The sequence below is a fragment of the Pacificimonas flava genome, assembly GCF_000342165.1.
Classification (GTDB): domain Bacteria; phylum Pseudomonadota; class Alphaproteobacteria; order Sphingomonadales; family Sphingomonadaceae; genus Pacificimonas; species Pacificimonas flava.
Genome location: NZ_AMRV01000007.1, coordinates 134087 through 158856, shown reverse-complemented (window position 1 = coordinate 158856; position 24770 = coordinate 134087). Strand labels below are relative to the sequence as shown.

The following is a 24770-nucleotide window of genomic DNA, read 5'->3' as shown; positions in this document are numbered from 1 at the left end:
CCCACCGAAAATCGGTGAAACCCGAACCAAACATCCGTTCAAGGAGCCGTTCAATTCCTGCACATTACAAATGGTGTGTAAGGACAGGTGAACGACTTAACATTACCACGGTACACGGCACCTTGAGCTGCCGGACCGCAGGCCGCCGCCCACATGTCCCTTCTTACATCTACGACAATGAGAAAGAGCGATAACATCCCCACCCGCACCTTCAAGGCCGGACATCCGGTCAAAGCATCGAATGGGGTCTGGCGAAGCGGCGTCCGCTCCGTCAGCGTTGAGCGGCTTATATGGCCACCATCACAAAACCGTCAACACCTATCTGAACAAAAATGTCATTATTTTGGTAAGCCACTGTGATTTGTGGTAATTCCCGGCGCTGGTCGTCCATCCGAGCGGACAGTCAGGCGTGCTGAATATAGTCCTTCAGCGATTCCGCCTCCCGCTCGGCCTCATCGATCCGCGCCTTGACCAGGTCTCCCATCGAGACGATCCCGACAAGACGGCCGCGGTCGACGACCGGCAAGTGACGAAAGCGCCTGCGGGTCATGTTCGACATCGCTTCATACACCGATTCGTCCGGCGCGACGGTCACGACGTCGGCGGTCATCAGATCGCTGGCGCATTTCGAAAGGGCCGCCTCGCCCTGCTCGGCGAGACAGCGAACAATGTCCCGTTCGGACAACACGCCGGCGATTTGGTCGCCTTCGAGAACGAGAACCGCACCGATGCGGTGCTCGACGAGCGTTTCGATGACCATTGGAACCGGCGCGCCCGGCTGGACACTCACCACCTCTGCGCGGTTCCTGATAATGGACCCAATATTCACAAGGCACCTCCCCTTCGGCACTCCTATGCGTTGAGCTTTGCGCAAAAGAGCCCCAAGGGGAAGGAAAGCTTTTCCGGAAAGGACGGCATATGAGCCGTTTTCGCACGATTTTCGCCTGCGCGGGCCTTGCGTCCGCAGCTCTGACGGCGACAGCGCTCATCTATATGGCGGCGAACGACACGGCGCTTCGCCTGCACCTGGTGATCGCCGTCACGCTGGCGATCACACTGTCCATGTTCCTGGCTGCCGGGCTGATGGGCCTGATGTTCCTGTCCAACGAAAGCGGACACGATCAGGCCGCGGCCGACGAAGCCGCGCGGCAAGAACCCGGCGGTTGGTTGCAGGACGGGGACCGGGGCGACTGAAGGCGCCGCCCCTTACCCGGTATGATCAGGCGTCGACGGCCTCACGCTGGTCGCTGTCGGCGCGGGGACGGCGCTGGCGACGGCGCGGCTTTGGCCGCTCCTCCTGCGCTTCTTCCTCCTCAGCGTCGTCATCGCCGTCGCCTTCGGAATCATCCTCGTCATCGTCGCGATTTTCATCGCGCCCCTGCTCCTGGCGGCCACCACGCCCCTTGCGCGCAGTGTTCCGCCCGCGACCGCGGTCCTGACGCGAGTTTTCGGATGAATCATCGTCATCCTCATCCTCGTCATCATCATCGTCGGCATCGTTGCCGCCGCGCCCCCGGCGCTTGGCGCCCTGCTGCTCTTCCTTGCGAGCCTGCATATCGGCCACCACGCGGAAATAATGATCCGCGAACTGCAGATAATATTCGGCCTGGACACGCTCGCCCGCCTGGGCGGCATCACGGGCCATGTTCTTGTATTTTTCCAGCAGCTGGTTGGCGTTGCCACGCTGACGCTGCTGGTTCTGGGGCATTCCCCCGGAGTTCGAACGGCCGCTACGGCGGCGACGTCCCGACTGCGGATTTCTCATGGGTTTGGTTTCGATCCTCACTTACCGAACCCCTGGTCCGGTATCAGGCGCTTTCCTAAGCGCATTTACGAACTGTCGCCCGGCGACATTCGATCTGTCGAAAGTTGCTGAAGACGGCGCCATCTACCCCGATAGGCGGCGTCCACATATCCAGCCATACCATGCGGACAGACAATTCCAAGACATTTTTTCTTGACGGCCTGCTACCGGGACTGCGTCACCGTCACCTCGCACGCTCACCGAACGGAGAATCCGAGAGCGCGGACATGCCCGCCGAGATCGCGCCGTGCCCCCACCGGCTCCAGCCCTGCCCGCGCCGCCAATTGCGTCACCTGGGCCTGCTGTCCCGCACCGATCTCGACAACCGCATGCCCGTCCGGCGCAAGGTGCCGGCGAAGAAGCGGCAGGACCACGCGGTAGGCGGCGAGGCCGTCCGCGCCGGCGAACAGCGCACCGGCAGGCTCATAGTCGCGGACACCGGGGCCGAGCTCCGCATTCTCCTCGATATAGGGCGGGTTACAAAGGAGGAGGTCGAACTTGCCGGCTTCGAGGGCTGCCCAGTCGCCGATCAGGAACGCCGCACGACCCTCCACCCCCAGCAGCGCCGCATTTTCGCTGGCGACTCGGATGGCAGCGGCACTTCGGTCGATGCCCAGCCCCTCCGCCGCGGGAAATTCCGCAAGTCCCGCAAGCAAGAGACAGCCGCTTCCCGTACCATAGTCGACGATGGTCCGTGTCGAACGTCCGCCGCGCAGCTCCAGCGCCAGCTCTATCAGCGTCTCACTGTCGGGACGCGGCGTCAGAACGTGGCGACTCACGCGGATCGGCAGCGACCAGAACTCCGCTTCGCCGACGATATGGGCAAGCGGCTCCGCCGCTGCACGCCGCGCGATCAGGGCATCATAGGCCGCTTGGTCCATAGCCGGAGGCGGATCAAGAAGCAGTCGGTCGCGGCTGATCCCGGCGAGATGCGCCGCCAGCAATTCCGCATCCAGCCGAGCGGTGGTGGGATCCCGGCCGGCGGCAAGACGCCTCGCGCCCTCCGCAACCTGCTGCGGGACCGTCAAGCGCGCAGGCTCACTGCGCCCCGAGACCGGCCAGGCGCTCGGCCTCGTCTTCTGCGATCAGGGCGCCGATAAGCTCGTCCATTTCGCCCTCGATAATGCTCGGCAATCTGTGCAGCGTCAGGTTGATCCGGTGATCGGTAACGCGTCCCTGCGGAAAATTATAGGTGCGGATCCGTTCAGACCGGTCGCCGGAACCGACCATGGACTTGCGCGCGCCGGCCCGCTCGGACGCGAGCTTTTCCCGCTCCATTTCGAACAGACGGGCGCGCAGGACCTTCATGGCCTTTGCCCGGTTCTTGTGCTGCGACTTCTCGTCCTGCTGCGAAACCACGAGCCCGCTCGGCACATGCGTGATGCGGACCGCGCTGTCGGTTGTGTTGACGTGCTGGCCGCCCGCCCCGGACGCGCGGAAGACGTCGACGCGCAGATCGGAGTCGTTGATCTCGATATCCACATCCTCCGCCTCCGGCAGGACGGCCACGGTGGCCGCGCTGGTGTGGATCCGGCCCGATGCCTCCGTCGCCGGAACGCGCTGGACCCGGTGGACGCCCGATTCGAACTTCAGCCTGGCGAACACGCCGGTGCCGCTGACATTGGCGATCACTTCCTTGATCCCGCCAGCGTCAGCAGCCGACATCTCCATGGTCTCGACGCGCCAGCCCCGGCCCTCCGCATAGCGCTGATACATGCGATAGAGATCGGCAGCGAAGAGCGCGGCTTCCTCCCCGCCCGTACCGGCGCGGATCTCAAGGATGGCGGAGCGCTGGTCGGCAACATCCTTCGGCAGCATCAGCAGCGCCAATTGCCGCTCCCCCTCGACCAGGCGCTTCTGGACGGCCGCCAGTTCCGTTTCGGCAAGCTCGCGCATGTCGGCATCGCTGGCACTATCGGCGGCCATCGCCGTCAGTTCGGCGACCTCCTCGCGCAGGGCCCGCACCGACTTGGCGGCGGACGCCACCGGGTCGAGCTCGGCATATTCCTTCGAAAGCTCGACGAACTTCTCCGGCGGCAGGTCCCCAGAGGCCATCTGATGAGTGAGGTCGCTGTGGCGGCCGATGATCGCATCGACACGCTCTTGCGGGACGGCGGGGGCGCTGCTCATCGTGTCGTCAACATGGTTGCGGGAAGCCAGGCGGAAAAGGGCGGCATTTCGGCGCCCTCGCCTTCCATCTCACGCAGGCGGAGTTCCGCCATATAGCCGCCGATGAACCCGATATCGCCATAAGCGAGCGCGGTCTGGTCGCCCGCGGCGAGGTCCTTCACCTGCACCCGGCGCCGGGCGCGCTCATCCTCGCCCAGAATAAGAGCAAGGCGCGCACCGCTGGCATCCGCGCGCTGCATGCGCTTCTTCATATTGCCGCGGGCAAAGGTCTCGGCGCTGATGCCGCCGCCGCTGCGCAGCGCACCGAGCAGGCGCACACCGACAAGCTCAGCCTCCCGGTCCATGGGAATGAAGGCAACGTCGACCTTGCCGCCGGCCGCGCCGGGCAGCAGGAGCGCAAGCCGTTCGATACCGGCTGCCCAGCCGATTGCGGGCGTGGGCGGCCCGCCCATCGCCTCGATCAGCCCATCATAGCGACCGCCGCCGAGCACGGTGCCTTGTGCCCCCAGCGCGTCGGTCACGAACTCGAACGCCGTATGCCGGTAATAATCGAGGCCGCGCACCAGCCTGGCGTCCCGTTCGAAAGCGATGCCAGCGGCCGACAGTCCCTCCTGCACCGCCGCGAACCATGCCCCGGCTTCGGAGGACAGGTAATCGTCGATTACCGGCGCGTCCGCGACGATGGCCCGATCGGCGGCATCCTTGCTGTCGAGAATGCGCAGCGGATTGCGTGCCAGGCGGTCGCGGCTGTCGGCGCTCAGCTCCGGCTCATGCGCGCGGAAATGGGAGAGGAGCGCAGTCTGCCACGCCTCCCGGCTTTCTGGATCGCCGAGCGTATTGAGGCGCAAGGTGACGCTCTTCGCAATGCCCAGTTCCTCCAGCAATTGCTGTCCGAACGCGAGGATCTCCACGTCCGCCATCGGGTCGGGCGCTGCCAGCATTTCCGCGTCGAGCTGGTGGAACTGCCGAAAGCGCCCTTTTTGCGGCCGCTCGTAGCGGAAGCAGGGCCCCCAGGCCGCCAGCTTCATCTGGCCGTGCTGCTGCCAACCGTTGGAAATATAGGCGCGGGCGATACCAGCGGTGAATTCCGGGCGGAGCGTTACCGAATCGCCGCTGCGATCCTCGAACGTGTACATTTCCTTGGCGACGACGTCGGTCGTCTCGCCGAGAGAACGGGCGAAAACGCCCGTATGCTCGAACACGGGGACATGGACGGAGTTGAAATTGTAAAGGCGTGCGACGCGCCGAAAGGTCTCCACGACCTGATCGAACCGCGCGGCATCTTCCGCGATGAAATCGTTGGTGCCGCGGATCGCGGCGGGCTTCTTGCTCATGATCGCGAGCCGACATAGGAGAGGCGAGGCCACAAGGCCAGCGGCTTTCCGCTTGACTTTTTCGCAGCCCGGCGGCATCTGCCCGCCCTGATCGCGCGGTGACCCCGGGTTGCCGCCTTTTTCTTTTCTACTGAAAGGTACGGGTAGCGCCATGGCGAAGCCGACGACCGTCAAGATCAAGCTGGTTTCGACCGCAGACACCGGCTTTTTCTATGTGACGAAGAAGAACCCGCGGAACATCACCGAGAAGATGACCTTCCGCAAATATGATCCCGTCGCGCGTAAGCACGTCGAGTTCAAGGAAGCCAAGATCAAGTAAGAGCCGGACGGGCGGCCTGCCCCTCAAGACAGGCATTGTCGCTCGCAGACAATGCCAGGACGCCGCGGCGCTCATTCCTGGGCGATTCGCGGCGTTTTTGCCGGATGTACGTCTTTATGCCGGATGTACGTCGGAAGTGTTGGCTCACGGGATCAAGCGGGCACCGCTCAGGCGCAGCGCCGTGCCTCTCCGTCAGGCATATTCACGCACTGTTTCTATGAACCGGGCGACCGAGATCGGCTTGGCGATATAGGCCTCGCAGCCGCCCGCACGGATCCGCTCCTCGTCCCCCTTCATGGCAAAGGCCGTCACGGCGATCACGGGAATCGTCTTCAGATCCTCGTCCCCCTTCAGCCACTCCGTCACCTGCAGCCCCGATACATCCGGTAGCTGAATGTCCATCAGGATCAGGTCGGGCCGCCGGTCGCGAACCATGTTCAGCACGCGCTGGCCGTCACGCGTTTGCATGGTGGCGTAACCGTGCGCCTCCAGAAGGTCGCAGAACAACTTCATGTTTAAATCATTGTCTTCGACAACGAGAACGGTTTTAGCCATGTCCGAGTCCGCTTCGTAGCCGCGCATGCGCCTTCAACTAGGGCTTAGCGGAAAAGTTGCCACTATCTAGGGGCTTGAAGATCACAAACGCATCAAACGCCGCGACTGACCCTCAAGTCATCGCACTTTTGGCGATCGGACACGTCATGGGCGACGACCGACTTGCCGGGCGCTTTCTGGACCTTAGCGGCATAGGCGTGCAGGATTTGCGCGAATCCGTCGCGAGCCCCGCGATCGGCGCCGCCGCGCTGGACTTTCTTGCGGCCCACGAACCGGATCTTAGGGCCTGTGCGAGCGCGCTCGGCCTGCCGCCGGAGGACCTGATCGCGGCGCGCGATGCCCTTCACCCCGACGGAAGGAACGACGCGTTTTGAAACCGCTGCTGATCTGCGACTGCGACGAGGTGCTGATGGGGTTCGCCGCCCCCTTTTCCGAGCATCTCAGGGACGAACACGGCATGACGCTGACGCTCAGCAGCTTTGCGCTCGCCGGGAATATTCGGCGCCACGGAACGGGAGAGCTCGTGCCGGAGGCGGAGTTTCCCGGCCTTCTTTCCGGCTTCTTCCGCAGCGGCATGCACCGGCAACGCCCGGTCCCCGGGGTCGAACCTGCGCTGTCGCGCCTGTCGGCCTTGTACGATGTGGTGATCCTGACCAATATCGAAGATGAGTTCCGGAACGCCCGGCGCGAGCAGCTCCGCCGTCACGGCATGGATTACGAGGTCTATTGCAATCGGGGGCCGAAGGGTCCGGCTCTCCTGCGGCTGCTGGACGCGCATGATATGCCGCCCGCGGTTTTCATCGACGATCTGCCACCACACCACGACTCGGTCGCGAAGACGGCGCCGGACGTGCACCGCGTCCACATGGTCGCGGACAAGCAGCTTCGCGACCTGATTCCCAAGGCGGAGGCGGCCCATGTCCGCATCGATAGCTGGGCCGACGCGGAGCCCTATCTGCAAGACCTCGCCAATAGCGGACGCCTTGCGTAACAGCGTCATCAAGACGAAAACGCCCCAATCGGAGACAGCCGAATCCATGAGTATCGAAGAACGCCTCGAAGAGCTGAACCTGACCCTTCCGGCCGCCCCCGCGCCAGCCGCGAATTACGTGCCGTACGTGCAGCATGGTTCGCTGCTTCATGTCGCAGGGCAGATCCCGTTCGATGAAAAGGGCGAACTTATCCGGGGCCGCCTTGGCGACACCGTGTCCACGGAGGAAGGTTATGCGGCTGCGCAGCGCTGCGCGCTGGCCATCCTTGCCCAGACCAAGGCCGCGGCAGGGTCGCTGGACAGGGTCGCGCGAATCGTGAAGCTGAATGTGTTCGTGGCGTCTGCGCCGGATTTCTCCGACCAGCCGAAGGTCGCGAACGGGGCCAGTGACATGATGGGCGACGTTTTCGGCGACGCCGGACGTCATGCCCGCAGTGCGGTCGGCGTGGCGGCGTTGCCGCTGGGCGTGGCAGTCGAAATCGATGCGGTCATCGCGCTTGCCGATGCTTGATTTCGGCCGTGCAGCCACCCGAAAGGCGGAGGAGCGGCTGACGCACCTGTCGGCCCGCCCCTTCGCGCATCGGGGTCTGCACGGCAGCGGCGGCGCGGTGGAAAATTCCATCAGCGCCTTCGAGGCGGCGATCGAGAAAGGCCTTGGCATAGAGCTTGACGTCCAGCTGACGCTGGAGGCAGGCGCCGTCGTGTTTCACGATGAAACGCTGGAACGCCTGACCGGGGAAACCGGCCCGGTCGTCGGCCGCACCATGAAGGCGCTGAGCCAGGTCCCGCTAAAAAATTCCAGCGACCGCATCTGGTCGCTTCAGGACGTCCTGCACCACATTGCCGGCCGAACGCCGCTCCTGATCGAGGCGAAAGTGGGCAAGAATTCGCCTATCGCGCTTGCGCTGGCCGTCAGGCGGGCGCTGGAGGGCTATGTGGGGCCGGTCGGCATCATGTCTTTCCATCCCGGCATTCCGCGCTGGTTTCATGAGCACTTCCCTAGCATGCTGAACGGTCTCGTCGTCAGCGAGGAGAATGAGGAGACAGCGGCGAAGTGGCGCCGGACGGCGCTTGCCCGGCAATGGTCGCTTTATCATTCGCGCGCCAAGTTTCTTGCCTATGACGTCCGGTCCCTACCCAGCAAATCGGCCGAGAGCTTTCGCCGTACTGGACGGCGTGTCTACACCTGGACCGTGCGGGAGGATGCCCATCTACCGCCCGCCCGCGCCCATGCCGATCAGCTGATCGTCGAAGGGGCAGCGGCACAAACGGTGCTGTCCGAACGCGAAGCCGTGGTGGGCAGTTCTGCCGCTTAGCCTCGCCACCAGCATTGATGCTGTCGAGGCGGCCGATTGGAACCGCTGTGCCGGCGGCGGCAATCCGTTCGAGCAGCACGGATTTTACGCCGCCCTGGAACGGTCCGGCAGTGCGGCGGCCGACACCGGCTGGCAACCGGCGCATCTGCTGCTGAGCGGCAGCGAGAACGCGCCGCCAGACGCGATCATGCCCGCCTACGTCAAATCGCACAGCCGCGGCGAATATGTCTTCGATCATGGCTGGGCCGAGGCCTTCGAGCGCGCGGGCGGGCGCTATTATCCGAAGCTGCAACTGGCCTTCCCGTTCACGCCCGCGACCGGCCGGCGTTTCATGGGCGGCACGCCGGAAGATGCGGCCATGCTGATTTCCGGCGCCGAGGCGGTCTGCCGCCAGCATGGGCTCTCCTCAGCCCACGCCACCTTTCTGCCGGCCGCCCAGCGTGACGCGTTCGAGCGCGCGGGTTGGCTGCTGCGCAGCGGCGAGCAGTTCCACTGGTTCAATCGCGACTATCGCGACTTCGACGATTTTCTATCCGCCCTCTCCTCGCGAAAACGCAAGGCGATCCGAAAGGAACGCGCGGGGGCTGCCGCGCACGGTCTCGACATCGTGCAGCTGGAAGGGCGCGCCATTACCGAGGATGATTGGGACGCGTTCTGGGATTTCTATCAGGACACGGGCGCCCGCAAATGGGGCACCCCCTATTTGACGCGGGCCTGCTTTTCACTTCTCAGCGAGCTGATACCGGACCGGCTGATCATGTTCCTGGCACGCCACCAGGGCGAGCCGATCGCCGGCGCTCTCAACCTGCTCGGCGATGATTGTCTTTACGGCCGCTATTGGGGCGCGCTTGCGGACGTGCCGTTTCTGCATTTCGAGCTTTGCTATTACCGCGCGATCGACCTTGCCATCGAACGCGGCCTGGCCCGGGTGGAAGCGGGCGCGCAGGGCCCGCACAAGCTGGCGCGCGGATATGAACCGGTGAAGACCTATTCCGCCCACTGGATCGCCAATCCCGGACTACGGGCGGCAATCGGCGACTATCTTGAGCAGGAACGCGAAATGGTCGATGCCGACGTGGCCGCACTGTCGCGCCATACCCCCTTCAAGCGGGGCTGACGCCCGCACCTTCCCGTCCGGGCGGTTTATGCTGCCTGGCGGGACAGAAAGGCGCGGGCCTCGCGCTGCGCCTCGGCGATTTCCACCTTGCTCATCTCAGCGCTGAGTTCGCGGCGATCCTCAGCGGCGCGGAGGTCGCCCTTCATCGCGGCGAGATTGAACCATTTATGAGCCTCGATGAGGTCGATGGTCATGCCTTCCCGGCCGGACGAATAGGCGACGCCCAGTTCATAGAGCGCGTCGGCCTCGCCGACGATCGCGCGCTGCAACTGGCGCTGGAGATCCCGCGCCTGGGCATTGAAGATCTTGGTCATGTTCCGTCCCCGAACCCATGTTGGTCCATCTGAATGGGACAGGTTTTGCCGCGCGTGGTTTAAAAAAATGGTTAAGGCGCGCTGCCGCGGCTTTATCCGCAGAGTTCCGGCTGTTTGTCGAAGGCAAACGTCGGCTGAAGATGATTCGCCGGACAGCGCATCCGCTCCGGCGGCAGGATGAGCGTCGCCGTGGTGCCGACTCCGATTTCACTGCGCAGAACCACATGCCCCCCATGCAATTCGGCAATCGCCTTGCAGAGCGGCAGGCCGATGCCGCTTCCCTGCGGGGCATCGGTCGTGTCCCGCCCCAGCCTGTCGAAGGGAATGAAGGCGCGGCGAATATCCTCCGTCCGCATGCCCGCACCCCTGTCGGATACCGTGACGGCCAGTCCTCCATCCGGCATACGCCGAGCGCGGAGAAGGACGGAACTGTCCGAGGCGCCATATTTCAGAGCGTTGCCGATGAGGTTCAGGAAGACCTGCCGCAGCATCCGGGCATCGCCAAGCACGGCGGGCAGATCGCCTTCGACCTCCGTCAGGATGCGGATCGCTCTGGCAGCGCCGGCGCCGTGGAGAAGACGGGCAGCGGCCAGCAGTTCACGGGCGATGTCGACGTCGTCGTCGGCAAGCGTAAGATCTCCGCGCTCGATCTGGATCAGGTCCAGCATGGCGTTCAGCGTCGCATCGAGCGTTCGCGCCGCTTCCAGCAAGGCTTCGGCGTAGCGGACCGTATCCGCCCCGCCGCCAGCATGACCGATCAATTCGCCATAGCCCAGAATGGTCGTTATCGGCGTGCGCAGTTCGTGCGCGAGCGCTGCCAGGGCGAGATTGCTTCCCACCGTTCCACCACCGCCCATCATCGCCGCCCTGCCCTTTGCCCTTCGACCCTGCGATTCACCTGTGAGTAGGGAAGATTGAGGAATGGTTAATGCCGCTGCCGGTCCAGCGGCGAACCGTCATTTCCCAGCGACGGACAGATTGTCGATCAGCCGCGTGCCGCCGATCCGGGCGGCCACGAACAGGCGCGCATGCGGTGTCATGGCTTGCAACTCGCTCAGGTCCCGCTCGTCACGCATCTCGAGATATTCCGGCGAGAAGCCCGCCCGCGCCAGGTGCGTACGGGCTTCCTCCAGCGCGTCCGCGGTCTGGGTCCCCGCGCGGATCGCCTTCGCGGCGGCGGAGAGGGCGCGCGGCAGTTCGGCGGCGGTGCGGCGCTCCTCCGCCGACAGATACGCGTTGCGGGACGAGAGGGCGAGGCCGTCCGCCTCCCGCACCGTCGGCACCCCCTCGATCCGCGTTCCGATGTCGAGGTCGGCAGCCAGGCGCCGGATGATCGTCAGTTGCTGCCAGTCCTTCTCTCCGAAAAACGCGGCGTCGGCGCGCGCCTGGTTCAGCAGCTTCGTCACCACCGTCGCGACGCCGTCGAAATGTCCCGGCCGTCTTGCGCCGCACAGCGGTTCCCCCAAGCCCGCGACCGAAACCGTCGTCGCGAATCCCGGCGGATACACCTCCGCGGGATCCGGGGCGAAAAGAAGGTCGCAGTTCGCCTCGGCCAACCGCTCGGCATCCTGCGCTTCCTGCCGCGGGTAACGATCGAGATCCTCGCCCGGCGCGAATTGCTTCGGGTTGACGAAGATGGTGACGACGGCGCGGTCGCAATGTCGACGCGCCGCGGCGACCAGCGACAGATGCCCCGCGTGCAGCGCACCCATGGTGGGCACCAGTCCCACGGTCTTGCCGCCTTGCCGCCACTCGCCAATCACTTCGCGCAGGGCAGCCACGGTTCTGACGATGCGCGGTGCGCTGGACATGATCTCTCCCGCAGTTCGTTGACTTGACCAAGGCCCTGTCCGAAACAGCGGCGCGGCCGTCAAGGGGACGATCGCCATTCGCCATCGGGCGTGGCGGCCGCTATCAGGGTTGCATCTTGTTCAAGGGGGACGGCGGCGAACGCCATGGCGCATATCATCACCTTCGGAAACGAGAAGGGCGGCACCGGAAAGTCCACCACGGCCGTTCATGTGGCGGTCTCCTTGCTTGCCGCCGGCCGCACTGTCGCGGCCATCGATCTCGACGCGCGGCAACGGACGTTCGCGCGCTATATGGAAAACCGACAGGGCTTTTCGGGCGAACGCGGCCTCGGCCTCCCGCTGCCGCGAATGACGGTGATAGCGGAGAGCGAGACGGCGGAGACGGAACTTGCATCTGCGCTGGGTACGGACGCGGATTTCGTGGTCATCGACACGCCCGGCCGCGACAGCCCCCTTGCCCGCGCTGCCCTGTCGCGCGCCGACACGCTGGTCACGCCGATCAACGACAGCTTCGTCGACTTCGATCTGATCGGGCAGGTCGATGCGGAAACCTTCGAGGTGAAGCGGCCCAGCTTCTATGCTGAACTCGTCTGGCAATCCCGCAAGGCGCGGGCACGCCACGATGCAGGCTCCATCGACTGGGTGATCGTCAGGAATCGTCTGGCGCAGCTGAACGCGAAGAACATGCAGCGGGTCGCGGCCGCCCTCGAACAGCTTGGCCCGCGCGTCGGCTTCCGGGTGGCGCCGGGCCTGTCGGAGCGCGTCATCTACCGCGAGCTTTTTCCGCAGGGACTGACCCTCCTCGACATGGATGCGATCGACGACACCCGCCTCAGCCATGTGGCGGCGCGTGCGGAGCTGCGCGAACTCGTTGAGGCGCTCGATCTCGACCGGCCCGCCACGGCGAAGCGAGCGGTCGCCGGCTGATGGGTCCGCTGGTCGTCGTTCTCCTCGGCGCCATCGCCGTCTTCTGGTATCTGGGCCTGCTGACGCCCGAGCGGCTTCGCATCATCGGCGGCATCGGCCTTGCCCTTATCGGCCTGTTCGTGACGCTTCGCGGCGCGCCACTTGCCGGCGTTCCGGTTGCGGGCCTCGGCAGCTACTTCCTGTGGCGCGGTCTGAAGCGCCGCTCGCCTGCCGGAATGACCGTCGAGCGGGCAGCGGCCCTCCTCCACGTGTCGCCGACCGCAAGCGAAAGCGAGATCCGCAAGGCCTATCGCCTCGCGGTCGCCGCCGCTCATCCGGACCGGGGTGGCAGTCACGAAAAAACTTCTGAACTGAACGAGGCTCGCACGGTTCTCCTTGCGGCCAAACAACCCAAGATACCCTGAACCCGGAGGCACCATTTCCATGACCGAATCCGCATCGCATCAATTCCACCCGACGCTGCTGCGCGAATATGATGCGCGGGGCATCGTCGGCGATACGCTGACGGAGGCCGATGCGGAGTGGCTGGGGCGCAGCTTCGGCACCATGGTGCGCCGCAATGGCGGCGCGAAGGTGGCGGTCGGTTACGACGGCCGGCACAGTTCTCCCGCGCTGGAGGCGGCCCTGGTGACGGGGCTGCGCGCGGCGGGCCTCAATGTCCTGCGCGTCGGCCTGGGCCCCACGCCGATGCTCTATTATGCCGTCAACGAGCTTGGCGCCGACGGTGGCGTGATGATCACGGGCAGCCACAATCCGCCCGAATATAACGGCTTCAAGTTCATGATGGGCACGGGTCCGTTCTTCGGCGACGACATCCGCAATCTCGGTACGCTCGCCGCCTCGGGCGACGTCGAAAGCGGCAGCGGGCTAAGCGAGGATGTCGATATCGAGGATCGCTACGTCGAGCGGCTTCTCGCCGACGCCCCGACCCAGGATTTCAAGATCGCATGGGATTGCGGCAACGGCGCGGCCGGACGCGTGGTCGAGAAACTGACGGCCAGGCTGCCCGGACGGCATGAATTGCTGTTCACGAAGATCGACGGCGACTTCCCGAACCACCACCCCGATCCGACGGAGGAGAAGAACCTGGAGGATCTGCGGGCGGTCGTCGCCGAGAAGAAGCTCGACTTCGGCCTTGCCTTCGACGGCGACGGCGACCGGATCGGCGCCATCGATGCGAAGGGCCGCATCATCTGGGGCGACCAGTTGCTGATGATCCTGGCAGAGGATGTGCTGGCGGACGTTCCGGGCGGCACCATCATCGCCGACGTGAAGGCCAGCCAAGCCCTGTTCGATCATATCGCCGACCGGGGCGGCAAGCCGCTGATGTGGAAGACCGGCCACAGCCTCGTGAAGGCGAAGATGAAGGAAACCGGCAGCCCCCTTGCCGGAGAGATGTCCGGCCACATCTTCTTCGCGCATCGCTATTACGGCTATGACGATGCGCTTTACGCAGCCATCCGGCTGATGCGCGCGGTCGCGCGCGCAGGAGCGTCCCTGACGGAAATGCGCGGTGCCATGCCGGCGCTGATCAACACGCCGGAACTTCGCTTCGAGGTGCCGGAGGAACGCAAGTTCGACATCATCGAGGAGGTGCGTAAGCGACTGAGCGAAGCGGGCGCGGACATGAGCGAAATCGACGGTGTCCGCGTCAACACGCCCGATGGATGGTGGCTCCTGCGCGCCTCCAACACGCAAAACGTCCTTGTCGCCCGCGCCGAGGCCAAAAGCGATGATGCCCTGAAGCGTTTGATCGCCAATCTGAACGAGCAGCTGACGGCCTCCGACGTGGCCCCGGTCACGCTTTAGGCGCGTCTCTCGCTCTGGTCTGCCAGGTATTGCTGCGCTGCACAAAAATCGGTTGACCGAGTCGGTTTCTCGGTTTATTGTGCAGCGCAACATAACCGATAGGAGCGTTGCATCCATGGCAGACGAAGCGCCGAAGGCGGATCCGAAGCCGGTTGCGGAGAAAGTCGCTGACGACACGAACCGCGCCGCTGCAAATGCCGAAACGGCAATCGCGACGGTACGAACGGCCCAGGCCGACAAGGACGGGCCGGTGAGCGCCAGCTCATCCGCGACGACGGACACGCCACAGAAGATGGCGTCCCAGGCGCCTGCTCCCAAGCGGAAGGCCGCGAAGACGGCAAAGCCGGATCAGGCACGATCCCCGAAAAAGAAGACGGCTGGAAAGCCCTCCGCGGGAACCAGGAAGACGAGCAAGAGCAAGGTTTCGGCCCGGAAGACCATCTCCGCTCCGAAATCGACCAAACCGACATCGATGAGGAACAGCACAATGGCAACGAAGCAGAACCCGACCGAAACCATGAAGGCGCAGACCGAAACGGCCATGAACCAGTCCAAGGCCGTGTTCGAGGACGTGACCGCCAAGTCGAAGGAAGCCATGGAGAAGAACGCCAAGGCGCTCGAGGAGCTGAGCGGGATGACGCGCGGCAATGTCGAGGCGATGGTGGAAGCCGGCCGTATCTATGCCGAAGCGACACAGGCCATGGCCCGTGACACGGCGGACTTTGCGAAGAAGCAGACCGAAGAGACGGTCGAGACGATGCAGGCCCTGTCCAGCGTCAAGAACCCGAACGAGGTCGTCGAGCTGCAGGGCAAATATGTTCGCGGTCAGTTCGACGCGGTGGTCGCGCAGACCTCCTCCATGACCGAACGCGCGCTGAAGCTGTCCAGCGACATGATGGCGCCGTTCCAGAACCGCATGGCGACCGCCATGGAGAAGTTCACGAAGGTCGCGTAACCCGCGGCAGACACGTCCCCCCGGTGGGATAGTGAGAATTTCGGGCGGGCCGCCAGCGACACGCTGGCGGCCCGTTTTCGTTATATTCGCGCACAGCGGCACGCCGGTCCGCCCCGAACCCGTTCGGCTGCCGCCACTGCTGTGGAGGGAGTGCCTTGCCTCGCGGCCATCGAATCCTAAAATAGGGGGTGCAATGCAGAACTCCGGACGTCTCATCATCGCGGCCGACGAAGACGGCACTACCGGTCCGCCCGACGGCGAGTCCGGCGTCGCCACCCGTACGAAGCCCAAGACGAAGAAACCATCGCTCTACAAGGTGTTGATGCTGAACGACGATTACACGCCGATGGAGTTCGTCGTGGCCGTTCTGCAGCGGTATTTCCGCATGTCCACGGAGGAGGCCACGCAGGTCATGCTGCACGTGCATCAAAAGGGGGTCGGCCTGTGCGGTGTCTTCACCTACGAAGTCGCCGAAACGAAGGTCAACCAGGTCATGGATTTCGCCCGCAAGAACGAACACCCCCTGCAGATGACGCTGGAAAAGGCCTGACGGTTCAAGGCCCTCGCAGGCGCGCGGACGACCGATTAGAGTAAGCGATATTGTCGCTGGAACGGGGTTGCAGCCCCGCCGTTCTTTTACTGAAATCAATGATCGTCGAGCTCCCCGCCGGAGCGCGACTTCAGCAGGAAAGGACGGAGACTCAGTGGCTACCGCAACGAAAACCGAAACTCCCCATATCGGAATCACCCAGGACGGCCGCGCGGAAGTCGGCAAGGGGCTAGGAAAGGTGCTCGCCGACGAGTACACCCTCTATCTGAAGACGCACAATTATCACTGGAACGTCAGCGGACCCCATTTCCACTCGCTGCATACGCTTTTCGAAGAGCAATATACGGAACTCGCCGTCGCAGTCGACAATCTGGCGGAACGCATTCGCGCACTCGGCGAAGTCGCACCCGGCAGCTATGCCCGCTTCGCCAAGCTGTCCAAGCTGGACGAAGCGCCGGACACGCCGCCGGCCGCGCTCGACATGGCCCGGCAACTGGCCCACGATCATGAAACGGTCGCCGGCACCTGCCGCGAACAGTTGAAGGTCGCGGAAGGCGTGGAGGATGAGGTCACGGTCGACATGCTGATCGAACGCATGACCGTACACGACAAGGCGGCATGGATGTTGAGGAGCATGGCGGCCTAACGCCGATCGTTTCTGGCATCCGGCACTTCCGGAGATCCGGCGGCAGCGAACATTGCGGGCGATCACGGTTTCAATGCCGTGGTCGCCCTTCTTTTTTGGTCGCGTTTGCCGGCGGGCGACGCCGATCTGCGCCATACCACCTGTATAAAAGAGAGTTGGAAAAGAAATGAAAAGCGGGTGAGGCACGGCGTATGCGAATTGGACGTGGGCACCGGCAAGGCGGCCTGCGAGGCTCGAGGGAGATGAAGATGGATCTGTCATTTACACCGGAAGAAGAGGCGTTCCGCGAGGAGGTGCGCAGCTTCATCGCGGACAATTACCCCGCGAAGCTGAAGGAGGTCGGCGGACGCGAGGATCTCGGCAAGGACGACATGCTCGCCTGGCACCAGATTCTGGGGAAGAAGGGCTGGTCCGTCCCCTCCTGGCCGAAGGAATATGGCGGCACCGGCTGGAATCCGACGCAAAAATATATCTGGAACGAGGAGTCCGCCCGGGCCGAGACGATCCCGCCCCTGCCCTTCGGCGTCAGCATGGTCGGTCCCGTCATCTACACCTTCGGCACACCGGAACAGAAGGAGCGGTTCCTGCCCGGCATCGTCGCCGGCACGACATGGTGGTGCCAGGGCTATTCGGAACCGGGCGCGGGATCCGACCTTGCCAGCCTGAAGACGAAGGCCGAGCGCGTCACCGAGGACGGTAAGGACTATTATATCGTCAACGGCCAGAAGACCTGGACGACGCTGGCGCAGCATGCCGACTGGGGCTTCTTTCTGGTCCGCACCGATCCCAATGCCGCCAAGCCGCAGGAGGGCATCAGCTTTCTGCTGATCGACATGAAGACGCCCGGCATCACCGTGCGGCCCATCATCACGCTGGGCGGCGAGCATGAGGTGAACGAGGTCTGGCTGGACAATGTGAAGGTGCCCGCCGAAAACCGCATCTACGAGGAAAACAAGGGCTGGACCTGCGCCAAGTTCCTGCTGGCGCACGAGCGTTCCGGTATCGCCGGCGTTGCCCGGTCGAAGGTCGGCATCGACCGCATCAAAAAGATCGCATCCACCGAGCTGGATGAGGATCAGCCGCTGATCGAGAACCCGTTTTTCAAACGCAAGGTGGCCGAACTCGAGGTCGACCTGGCAGCGTTGGAGTTCACCGAGCTTCGCACGCTCGCCGGAGAGGCGGCCGGCAAGGGTCCCGGTCCGGAATCCTCCCTGCTGAAGGTCAAGGGCACGGAAATCCAGCAGCGTATTCAGGAACTCGTTCTGGAGGCAGTCGGCCATTACGGAGCGCCCTATTTCCGCGGATATGGCGAGGGCGGCAACGAATATGCGATCGGGCCGGATTACGCCCAACGCGCTGCGCCGACCTATTTCAACGGGCGCAAGACGTCGATCTATGGCGGATCGAACGAGATCCAGCGCGGCATCATCGCCAAGATGGTCCTGGGCCTCTGAAACGCGCCAGCCACCCAACCGATCAGTTGAGACGAACCGCACCGGCCGGCGCCGGTGCGGCGAAGAGGGGATACCTACCGGATGAATTTCGATTTCACCGAAACGCAGACCATGGTCCGCGACACGCTGCAACGCTTCCTGAAGGACCGCTACGACTTTGAATCCCGGCAGAAGATCAGCCGATCAGAAAAGGGGTGGTCGCCCGAAATCTGGAAGGCCTTTGCCGAGGAACTGGGCATTCTCGGTGCGTCCTTTTCAGAGGACCAGGGCGGCCTTGGCGGCGGCCAGATCGAGAACATGATCGTCATGGAAGAGGTTGGCCGGTCGCTGGTCGTCGAACCCTATCTGTCCACCGTGGTCATCGGCGGCGGCTTTGCCCGCGAATATGACCGGACCGACATTGTCGAGGGAATCATTGGCGGCGAAATGCGCATCGCCTTTGCCTGGGCGGAACCGAAAGGCCGCTTCGACCCCGACCATGTCGAAGTCACCGCAAAGGAAAAGGATGGCGGCTTCGTCCTCAACGGCCACAAGGCCGTCGTGCGCGATGCCCCCTCCGCCACGCATCTCGTCGTGACTGCCCGCACCGGCGGCGGGACGACCGATGCGGAGGGCGTCTCGCTGTTCCTGATCCCTGCGGACAGCGCCGGCGTGCAGCGCCGCGACTATCCGCTGGTCGACGGCGGCATCGCCTCCGAGGTCTACTTCGAAAATGCCGAGGTCAGCCATGACGCGCTGCTGGGCGAAGCCGGCAAGGCATCCGCGACCGTCCGCAAGGTGATGGACGAAGCCGTCGTCGGGCTTTGCGCGGAGGCCGTCGGTCTGATGCAGCAGATGAACGAACTGACGCAGTCCTATACCAAGGAACGCAAGCAGTTCGGCGTTCCGATCTCCAAATTCCAGGTGTTGCAGCACCGGATGGTCGACATGTTCATGGAGGCAGAGCAGGCGCTTTCGATGACCTATATGGCCGTGAACAAGCTGCCCGACACGGCCAGCGTCGCAATGGCGAAGGCGAAGATCGGCAAAGGTATTACCTTTGTCGGGCAGAATGCTGTGCAGCTTCACGGCGGCAACGGCATCTCCGACGAATATGCCATCGGTCATTATTTCAAGCGCGGCACGATTCTGGAGGGGCAGTTCGGCACCACGGACCACTATCTGCGCCGCTACGAACGGTTGACACTGGGTTGAGCGGGCTCCGCGCGGGTCGGCCGCCGCCGGCCCGCGCGGCACGTTCGAAATAACGAGAACACTGGCGGACAGCCATGGCTGCGGGCCTGCCCAAACCTGCCCCTTTCCGTCAGTTGACGCGGCCTCTCGCGCAGGCAAATCATTCGCCCCTGGACAAATAAGGGGGGAAAATCATGATGAAATTGGATCGCCGCAATGCGCTTCTGGCAGGCAGCATGCTGGCCGCCGCAAGCCTGCTTCCGGGGGCGGCGTTCGCACAGAATGACGACCGCGCTGCGATCCGCGCAGCCGCCGAGGCCCAGAAGGATGCGTCGGTTGCGCGCATTCAGCACTGGATCCGCAATCCCTCGATCGCCGCCCAGAACCTCAACATGCAGGAGGGCGCCGAATATATGGCCGCGCTGGCGCGCGATGCGGGTTTTCAGGAGGTGGAAATCGTCCTGACGGATGGACATCCCGGCGTCTTCGCCACCTACGATGTCGGCGCCGCGCGCACGCTCGGCGTCTATTTCATGTACGATGTGAAGCAGTTCGATCCCAGCGAATGGTCGTCGCCGCCGACAGAGGCGGCTTTTGTCGACAAGGAGGGATTCGGCCGCGCGATCATGGGGCGCGGTGCGACGAACCAGAAGGGGCCGGAGGCGACGTTCCTCGCCGCGCTGCACGCCTTCAAACAGGCCGGCGTCACCTTGCCGGTCAATCTGGTGCTGATCGCCGAGGGCGAGGAGGAAATCGGCTCCCCGCATTTCAGCCAGATTACGGCGAAGCCGCATATCATGGAGGCGCTGAAAAGAACCGAAGGGATCTTCATACCCGCCGGATGGCAGGACAAATCGGGCGCCGTCGAAGTCAGCCTCGGGTCGAAGGGAATCGTCGAACTCGAACTGATCTCCAGCGGAGAAAGCTGGGGACCCGGTCCGGACAAGGATATTCATTCCAGCCTGAAGGCCGCAGTCGAATCGCCGGCATGGCGGCTCGTCTACGCGCTGCAGACGCTGGTGAAGGATGACGGCAACAAGGTCGCCATCGACGGCTGGTTCGAAAATGTCCGCCCACTGACGGAACGGGAAAAGGCGTTGATCGCAGAGGCGGCGGGGAAGGTCGATCCCGAGGAACAGAAGCGCATGCTCGGCATCGATTCCTGGATCGACGACCTATCCTATCCCGACGCCATGACGCGGCTGGCGCAGGAGCCGACAGTCAATATCGAAGGACTGGTCGCCGGCTACACCGGAGAGGGCGGCAAGACCATCCTGCCCGGGCGCGCGGTCGCGAAGCTGGACCTGAGGCTGGTGCCGAACCAGACGCGGGCTGAAGCGGAGGAGAAGCTGCGCGCCCATCTCGACGCGGCCGGTTATCCCGATATCGAGGTCAAGGTCACGGGCGGCTACGACCCGACGGAAACGCCGGAGAATACGCGGCTGATGCAATCCATCCTGGCGACCTATCGCCAGAACGACGTGCCGGCGACGCTGATCCCGCGCTCGGCCGGATCATGGCCGGGGGGCGATGTTCACGGCACCGCCCCTGTCCCTGCCCGCCGGCCATTTCGGCATGGGCCATGGATCGGGAGCGCACGCACCGGACGAATATTATGTCATCGATTCGACGAACCCGGCGGTGAAGGGCCTCGTCGATGCGACCATGGGCTATGTCGATCTGCTCTACCAGGTCGCCGGCGCCGACTGACGGCCAGAAAAAAGGGGGCGCCCGCCAGCAGCGCCGCCCCCCTTTCCCTTCAAGATTTCCCGCAGCTTATTGCCCGGTCGGGAAACCCCGGTTTTCCAGCAGCGCCTCGACCTTCGGGTCGCGCCCGCGGAATTCGCGGTACGCTTCGTCGCGCGGAATGGCGTCGCCCGTTGCAAGGATGATCTCCTTGAACTTCTTTGCAGTCGCCGGGTCCCACGGATCGCCCGTTTCCTCGAACGCCGCCCACGCATCCGACGCCATCACGTCCGACCAAAGATAGCTGTAATAGCCGGCCGAATAGGCGTCCGAGGAGAACAGATGCAGGAAGTGCGGCAGCCGGTGGCGCAGCACGATCTCGTCCGGCATGCCGATCTCTTCGAGCGTTTCCCGCTCATAGGCATCGGGATCGAAGTCCGCCGGCGGATTGGGATCCATGTGCAGCTTCATGTCGACGATGGCATCGGCGAGATATTCGACCGTCGCGAAACCCTGATTGAAGGTCCGGGCCTCGTTCAGCTTGTCGATCAGCGCCTGCGGCATCGGCTCGCCGGTTTTGTAGTGACGCGCATATTTGTCGAGGATTTCCGGCGTCAGCACCCAGTTTTCGTGCACCTGGCTTGGAAACTCGACGAAATCGCGCGGCGTGCCGCCGAGTGACGGATAGGTGACCGAATTGGTGAGCGCATGCAGCGCGTGACCGAATTCGTGGAACAGGGTCTCCGCATCGTCCAGGCTGATGAGGACGGGTTCGCCCGGCGCACCCTTGGTGAAATTGTTGTTGTTCGACGCAATCGGATAGGTCTTCTCCCCGCCCAGCTGGTCCTCACCGCGATAGGTCGACTGCCACGCGCCCGACCGCTTGTACTGCCGCGCGAAATCGTCGCGGTAGAGGTAGCCGACATGGCTGCCGTCGCTGGTGTTCGTCACATGATAGATGCGGACATCCGGGTGGAAGGTCGGGTACTTTCCTGTAACCTCCTCGAAGGAGTATCCGTACAGGCGGTCCGCCATGTAGAAGGACGCCTCGATCATGTTGTTGAGTTCGAAGTAATTCTTGAACTCGTTCTGATCGAGGGCGTAGCGGTCCTTGCGGACCTTCTCGGCATAATAGCGATAGTCCCACGGCTCGATCGTGATGCCGGCGCCTTCCTTGTCGGCCAGCGCCTGCATGTCGGCAACCTCCTCGTGAACGCGCGCGACCGCTGGCTTCCACACCCGCATCATCAGGTCCATCGCGGCCTGCGGGTCCTTCGCCATCGTGTCGGACATGCGCCATTCGGCGTGGTTCGCATAGCCCATCAGCTTCGCCCGCTCGGCGCGCAGCTTGACGATCTCGGCGATCAGGGCGTTGGTATCGTTCTCGTCGCCATTGTCACCGCGGTCGACGAAGGCGCGCCAGACCTTTTCACGCGCCGCGCGGTCGTCCGAAAAGGTCAGGAACGGATCGACGGAGGACCGCGTGTTCGCAACGGCATAGCCGCTCATGCCGGCATCGGTCGCAGCGGTCTTGAAACTTGCCTTCAGCGCGGCCGGCAAGCCCTTCGTGGCCGCCTCGTCGACCGAAATCAGCTTGCCCTCGTCAGCAAGGACCTTGTTCGAAAAGGACGTGAACAGCTGCGACAGGCGGGTGTTGATCTCGCCGACCCGCTCCTGCTGCGCCTGTTCCAGAGCCGCGCCCCGGCGGACGAATCCCTCATAGGTCTCCTCAACCAGGCGGATCTGTTCCGGGTTCAGGCCGCTGGAATTGCGCGCGTCGTACACGGCCTTCACGCGCTGGAAGAGGTCCTTGTTGAAGTTCATCTCGTCATAGGCCTGCGACAGCTGCGGAGAGATGGTCTTCGACAGGTCCTGATATTCCGGCGAGTTCATGTTCGACGTCATCGTGAAGAACAGCGTGGCCACGCGCTCGAGCTCCGCGCCGGCCTCCTCAAGGGGGACCATCGTATTGTCGAAGGTTGCCGGCTGCGTGTTTGCGGTGATCGCAGCCACGTCCGCCTTCATGCGGGCGATGCCCTCGTCAAAGGCGGCTGGAAACAAGTTCGGATCGACCTTGTCGAAGGGCGGCAGTCCGCCATGCGGTCCAGGCCATTCGGCAAGCAGAACGTCGTGCGGTTCGGTCATGTTGAAGCTCGTTTCCTCTGCAGCGGCTTCGGTCCGCTCGCCCGCGGTCGCCGTGCCGCCGTCCATGTTGGTGGAGGCACAGGCGGCCAGCGTCATCGCGCCGGCACCGGCAAGCAAAATCGTTCGCATCATATGTGGTGGTTCCCCAATGGTTTCTATTCCCTGCTCAGCCCGCTACATAGGATGACGGCCGCCGGTGATCTAGTGCAATGAGACGGCTGGAGCGCCGATCCTTACGCGCCTCCGCGGCCGCCCTGCCCCATCCGTGCGACATGCCGCCATGCCCGCCTGGCGTCGCCATGGCTGGCATCGCGCGGGCAAATCGCTATCTAACGGCGCGTCATGCACCGCTTCGCCAACCCTGCCCGATTTTTGAGGATCGCACGCCCGGCGACGCCGCTCACCTTCTGGACCGGTCTCGCCATTGTTGCCACGGGCCTCGCCTGGGGGGTGTTCCTCGCGCCCGGCGACTATCTGCAGGGGGAAAGCGTGCGCATGCTGTACGTCCACGTCCCCACGGCCTGGCTGTCGCTTTCCGCCTATCTGGGCCTCGGCATCGCTGGCTTTTCGGTGTTGGTGTGGAAACATCCGCTGGCCGAAGTGGTGCTGGCGGCGCTCGCGCCCATCGGCGCTGCCTTTGCCGCCGTTTGCCTGATCACCGGTTCGATCTGGGGCCGTCCCACATGGGGCACCTGGTGGGTGTGGGACGGACGCCTGACCTCCATGCTCGTTCTTCTTTTCCTGTATCTTGGCGTCATCGCGCTGATGCGGGCCTATGACGAACCATCGCAGGGCGCGCGGATGGGCTCTGTCCTCGCGCTGCTCGGCCTCGTCAACCTGCCGATCATCAAGTTCTCGGTGGAATGGTGGAACACGCTGCACCAGCCGGCTTCGATCACGCTGAGCGGCTCCAGCATCGACAGCGCCATGCTCTGGCCGCTCCTGACCAGCGCCGTCGGCTTCGCGCTTCTGATGGCGAGCGCGGTCCTGATGCGGATGCGCGCGCTGATCGCGGAGCGTAAGGTTGCCGCGCGCACCGCCAGGATGGCAATGGCGGCCGCATGACCCAGACCGATTACGTCATCGCCGCCTATGTCGTTGCCGCGGTCGGCATCGGCAGCGCGGTGCTGTGGGCCTATCTGACCATGCGCCGCGCCGAACGGGCGGCGCAGCGGCTGCGCGAGCGATGACCGCCGCGCAAACCCGTATGAAGCCGAAGACCCAGCGCCTCATCATGATCGGTGCGGCGGTGGCGGCGCTGATCGTCGCCGCGCTGCTGGCCATGCCGGCGCTGCGTCAGGGCGCGGCCTATTTCTACGCGCCCGCCGATCTGGCTGCGGCGGAAATTACACCCGGTCAGGCCATCCGTCTGGGCGGGCTGGTAGAAGAAGGATCGGTCGCGCGCCTGCCGGACGGCATCACCATGACCTTTCGCGTAACGGACAGGCTTGAAAGCGTACCGGTGCGCTATGCCGGACTCGTCCCCGACCTGTTCCGGGAAGGACAGGGCGTCATCGCCGATGGCCGGATGCAGCCCGATGGGGTGTTCCTGGCCGATACGCTGCTCGCCAAACATGACGAGAATTACATGCCGCCGGAGGTGGCCGAAGCCGTCGAACGTGCGGAAGCGGAGGCGAAGGCGCGGTCCGCACCCGCCGGCTGACGTCCGAAGGGGCGCCGAGCAAGAGGTGCAGCGGCAATACGCCCGGCCTCTCCGGCGTTGCCGATTCCTCC

The 24770-nt window shown here is 64.1% G+C and carries 29 protein-coding genes; 19 read left to right on the top strand and 10 right to left on the bottom strand.

Features of this window, described 5'->3' with window-relative positions; all coding sequences use genetic code 11:
* Positions 1–403 precede the first annotated feature (403 nt).
* Positions 404–829 (bottom strand): CBS domain-containing protein, encoded by a 426-nt coding sequence (locus C725_RS11010; RefSeq protein WP_038282906.1) that lies wholly within the window; start codon positions 827–829, stop codon positions 404–406.
* An 89-nt stretch (positions 830–918) separates the two neighbouring features.
* On the opposite strand from C725_RS11010, the gene C725_RS11005 reads away from it, so the two are divergent.
* Positions 919–1194, top strand: coding sequence for a hypothetical protein (locus C725_RS11005; protein ID WP_008602910.1), 276 nt, complete (start codon positions 919–921; stop codon positions 1192–1194).
* A gap of 25 nt (positions 1195–1219) precedes the next feature.
* Here C725_RS11005 and C725_RS11000 read toward each other — a convergent pair whose 3' ends face one another.
* From C725_RS11000 to hisS, 4 genes are all read right to left on the bottom strand, one after another.
* A complete protein-coding gene (locus tag C725_RS11000; RefSeq protein ID WP_243442738.1) occupies positions 1220–1786 on the bottom strand; it encodes a DUF4167 domain-containing protein in 567 nt (188 codons plus the stop codon).
* 215 nt (positions 1787–2001) lie between these two features.
* Positions 2002–2832, bottom strand: coding sequence for a peptide chain release factor N(5)-glutamine methyltransferase (gene prmC / locus C725_RS10995; protein WP_008602907.1), 831 nt, complete (start codon positions 2830–2832; stop codon positions 2002–2004).
* A gap of 10 nt (positions 2833–2842) precedes the next feature.
* Positions 2843–3934, bottom strand: coding sequence for a peptide chain release factor 1 (prfA, locus tag C725_RS10990; protein WP_008602905.1), 1092 nt, complete (start codon positions 3932–3934; stop codon positions 2843–2845).
* A complete protein-coding gene (gene hisS / locus C725_RS10985; RefSeq protein WP_051051355.1) occupies positions 3931–5268 on the bottom strand; it encodes a histidine--tRNA ligase in 1338 nt (445 codons plus the stop codon). Before hisS ends, prfA begins: the two co-directional genes overlap by 4 nt.
* A gap of 151 nt (positions 5269–5419) precedes the next feature.
* Here hisS and rpmG point away from each other — a divergent pair, with 151 nt between their 5' ends.
* Complete coding sequence (rpmG, locus tag C725_RS10980; protein WP_008602901.1) at positions 5420–5587, top strand: 50S ribosomal protein L33; 168 nt, start codon at positions 5420–5422, stop codon at positions 5585–5587.
* Positions 5588–5779: 192 nt separating this feature from the next.
* On the opposite strand, the gene C725_RS10975 is transcribed toward rpmG, so the two are convergent.
* Complete coding sequence (locus C725_RS10975; protein WP_038282987.1) at positions 5780–6142, bottom strand: response regulator; 363 nt, start codon at positions 6140–6142, stop codon at positions 5780–5782.
* Positions 6143–6198: 56 nt separating this feature from the next.
* Between C725_RS10975 and C725_RS10970 the strand changes: the two genes are divergently transcribed.
* From C725_RS10970 to C725_RS10950, 5 genes are read left to right on the top strand one after another with little or no spacing between them, the layout of a single operon-like run.
* Positions 6199–6516 (top strand): DUF3572 domain-containing protein, encoded by a 318-nt coding sequence (locus tag C725_RS10970; protein WP_338046277.1) that lies wholly within the window; start codon positions 6199–6201, stop codon positions 6514–6516.
* Positions 6513–7133, top strand: a complete 621-nt coding sequence (locus C725_RS10965) for a hypothetical protein (RefSeq protein ID WP_008602894.1) — start codon at positions 6513–6515, stop codon at positions 7131–7133. The genes C725_RS10970 and C725_RS10965 overlap by 4 nt, the downstream gene beginning before the upstream one ends.
* A 46-nt stretch (positions 7134–7179) precedes the next feature.
* A complete protein-coding gene (locus C725_RS10960) occupies positions 7180–7644 on the top strand; it encodes a RidA family protein (RefSeq protein WP_008602891.1) in 465 nt (154 codons plus the stop codon).
* On the top strand, positions 7637–8449 hold the full coding sequence (locus C725_RS10955) for a glycerophosphodiester phosphodiesterase family protein (RefSeq protein WP_008602889.1): 813 nt from the start codon (positions 7637–7639) through the stop codon (positions 8447–8449). Before C725_RS10960 ends, C725_RS10955 begins: the two co-directional genes overlap by 8 nt.
* The gene (locus C725_RS10950; protein ID WP_038282901.1) at positions 8439–9566 is read left to right on the top strand and encodes a GNAT family N-acetyltransferase; all 1128 of its coding nucleotides are present in this window, start codon (positions 8439–8441) and stop codon (positions 9564–9566) included. The genes C725_RS10955 and C725_RS10950 overlap by 11 nt, the downstream gene beginning before the upstream one ends.
* 26 nt (positions 9567–9592) lie before the next feature.
* Here C725_RS10950 and C725_RS10945 read toward each other — a convergent pair whose 3' ends face one another.
* From C725_RS10945 to panC, 3 genes are all read right to left on the bottom strand, one after another.
* The gene (locus C725_RS10945; protein ID WP_008602885.1) at positions 9593–9880 is read right to left on the bottom strand and encodes an SEL1-like repeat protein; all 288 of its coding nucleotides are present in this window, start codon (positions 9878–9880) and stop codon (positions 9593–9595) included.
* Between the two features lie 92 nt (positions 9881–9972).
* Complete coding sequence (locus tag C725_RS10940; RefSeq protein ID WP_008602882.1) at positions 9973–10740, bottom strand: sensor histidine kinase; 768 nt, start codon at positions 10738–10740, stop codon at positions 9973–9975.
* Positions 10741–10836: 96 nt separating this feature from the next.
* Entirely contained in the window at positions 10837–11691 is an 855-nt protein-coding gene (gene panC / locus C725_RS10935) for a pantoate--beta-alanine ligase (protein WP_008602880.1), read from the bottom strand.
* A 144-nt stretch (positions 11692–11835) separates the two neighbouring features.
* On the opposite strand from panC, the gene C725_RS10930 reads away from it, so the two are divergent.
* The 9 genes from C725_RS10930 to C725_RS10890 all read left to right on the top strand — a co-directional run bounded on the left by C725_RS10930 (position 11836) and on the right by C725_RS10890 (position 21097).
* Positions 11836–12618, top strand: coding sequence for a division plane positioning ATPase MipZ (locus C725_RS10930; RefSeq protein ID WP_008602877.1), 783 nt, complete (start codon positions 11836–11838; stop codon positions 12616–12618).
* Positions 12618–13022: a DnaJ domain-containing protein gene (locus C725_RS10925; protein ID WP_008602875.1), complete on the top strand. Its 405-nt coding sequence runs from the start codon at positions 12618–12620 to the stop codon at positions 13020–13022. The genes C725_RS10930 and C725_RS10925 overlap by 1 nt, the downstream gene beginning before the upstream one ends.
* 19 nt (positions 13023–13041) lie before the next feature.
* A complete protein-coding gene (gene pgmG / locus C725_RS10920) occupies positions 13042–14427 on the top strand; it encodes a phosphoglucomutase/phosphomannomutase PgmG (RefSeq protein ID WP_008602873.1) in 1386 nt (461 codons plus the stop codon).
* Positions 14428–14542: 115 nt separating this feature from the next.
* A complete protein-coding gene (locus tag C725_RS15435; RefSeq protein WP_008602871.1) occupies positions 14543–15382 on the top strand; it encodes a phasin family protein in 840 nt (279 codons plus the stop codon).
* A gap of 193 nt (positions 15383–15575) precedes the next feature.
* Complete coding sequence (clpS, locus tag C725_RS10910) at positions 15576–15932, top strand: ATP-dependent Clp protease adapter ClpS (protein ID WP_008602869.1); 357 nt, start codon at positions 15576–15578, stop codon at positions 15930–15932.
* Between the two features lie 154 nt (positions 15933–16086).
* Complete coding sequence (locus C725_RS10905) at positions 16087–16578, top strand: Dps family protein (RefSeq protein WP_008602867.1); 492 nt, start codon at positions 16087–16089, stop codon at positions 16576–16578.
* A 248-nt stretch (positions 16579–16826) separates the two neighbouring features.
* Positions 16827–18032 carry an acyl-CoA dehydrogenase family protein gene (locus C725_RS10900; protein WP_008602865.1) on the top strand — a complete coding sequence of 402 codons (1206 nt, stop codon included), beginning with the start codon at positions 16827–16829 and terminating at the stop codon, positions 18030–18032.
* An 81-nt stretch (positions 18033–18113) separates the two neighbouring features.
* On the top strand, positions 18114–19226 hold the full coding sequence (locus C725_RS10895; protein ID WP_008602864.1) for an acyl-CoA dehydrogenase family protein: 1113 nt from the start codon (positions 18114–18116) through the stop codon (positions 19224–19226).
* A gap of 173 nt (positions 19227–19399) precedes the next feature.
* Positions 19400–21097, top strand: coding sequence for a M20/M25/M40 family metallo-hydrolase (locus C725_RS10890; RefSeq protein WP_338046276.1), 1698 nt, complete (start codon positions 19400–19402; stop codon positions 21095–21097).
* Here the strand turns inward: C725_RS10890 and C725_RS10885 are convergent.
* Entirely contained in the window at positions 20982–23168 is a 2187-nt protein-coding gene (locus tag C725_RS10885) for a M3 family metallopeptidase (protein WP_008602861.1), read from the bottom strand. The two genes, C725_RS10890 and C725_RS10885, sit on opposite strands and share 116 nt — an antisense overlap.
* A gap of 210 nt (positions 23169–23378) precedes the next feature.
* Between C725_RS10885 and C725_RS10880 the strand changes: the two genes are divergently transcribed.
* From C725_RS10880 to ccmE, 3 genes are read left to right on the top strand one after another with little or no spacing between them, the layout of a single operon-like run.
* Positions 23379–24101, top strand: coding sequence for a heme ABC transporter permease (locus C725_RS10880; RefSeq protein ID WP_008602860.1), 723 nt, complete (start codon positions 23379–23381; stop codon positions 24099–24101).
* Positions 24098–24226 carry a hypothetical protein gene (locus tag C725_RS16855; protein WP_008602859.1) on the top strand — a complete coding sequence of 43 codons (129 nt, stop codon included), beginning with the start codon at positions 24098–24100 and terminating at the stop codon, positions 24224–24226. Before C725_RS10880 ends, C725_RS16855 begins: the two co-directional genes overlap by 4 nt.
* Positions 24227–24243: 17 nt before the next feature.
* Complete coding sequence (gene ccmE, locus C725_RS10875; RefSeq protein ID WP_038282977.1) at positions 24244–24699, top strand: cytochrome c maturation protein CcmE; 456 nt, start codon at positions 24244–24246, stop codon at positions 24697–24699.
* The last annotated feature ends 71 nt before the right edge of the window (positions 24700–24770 follow it).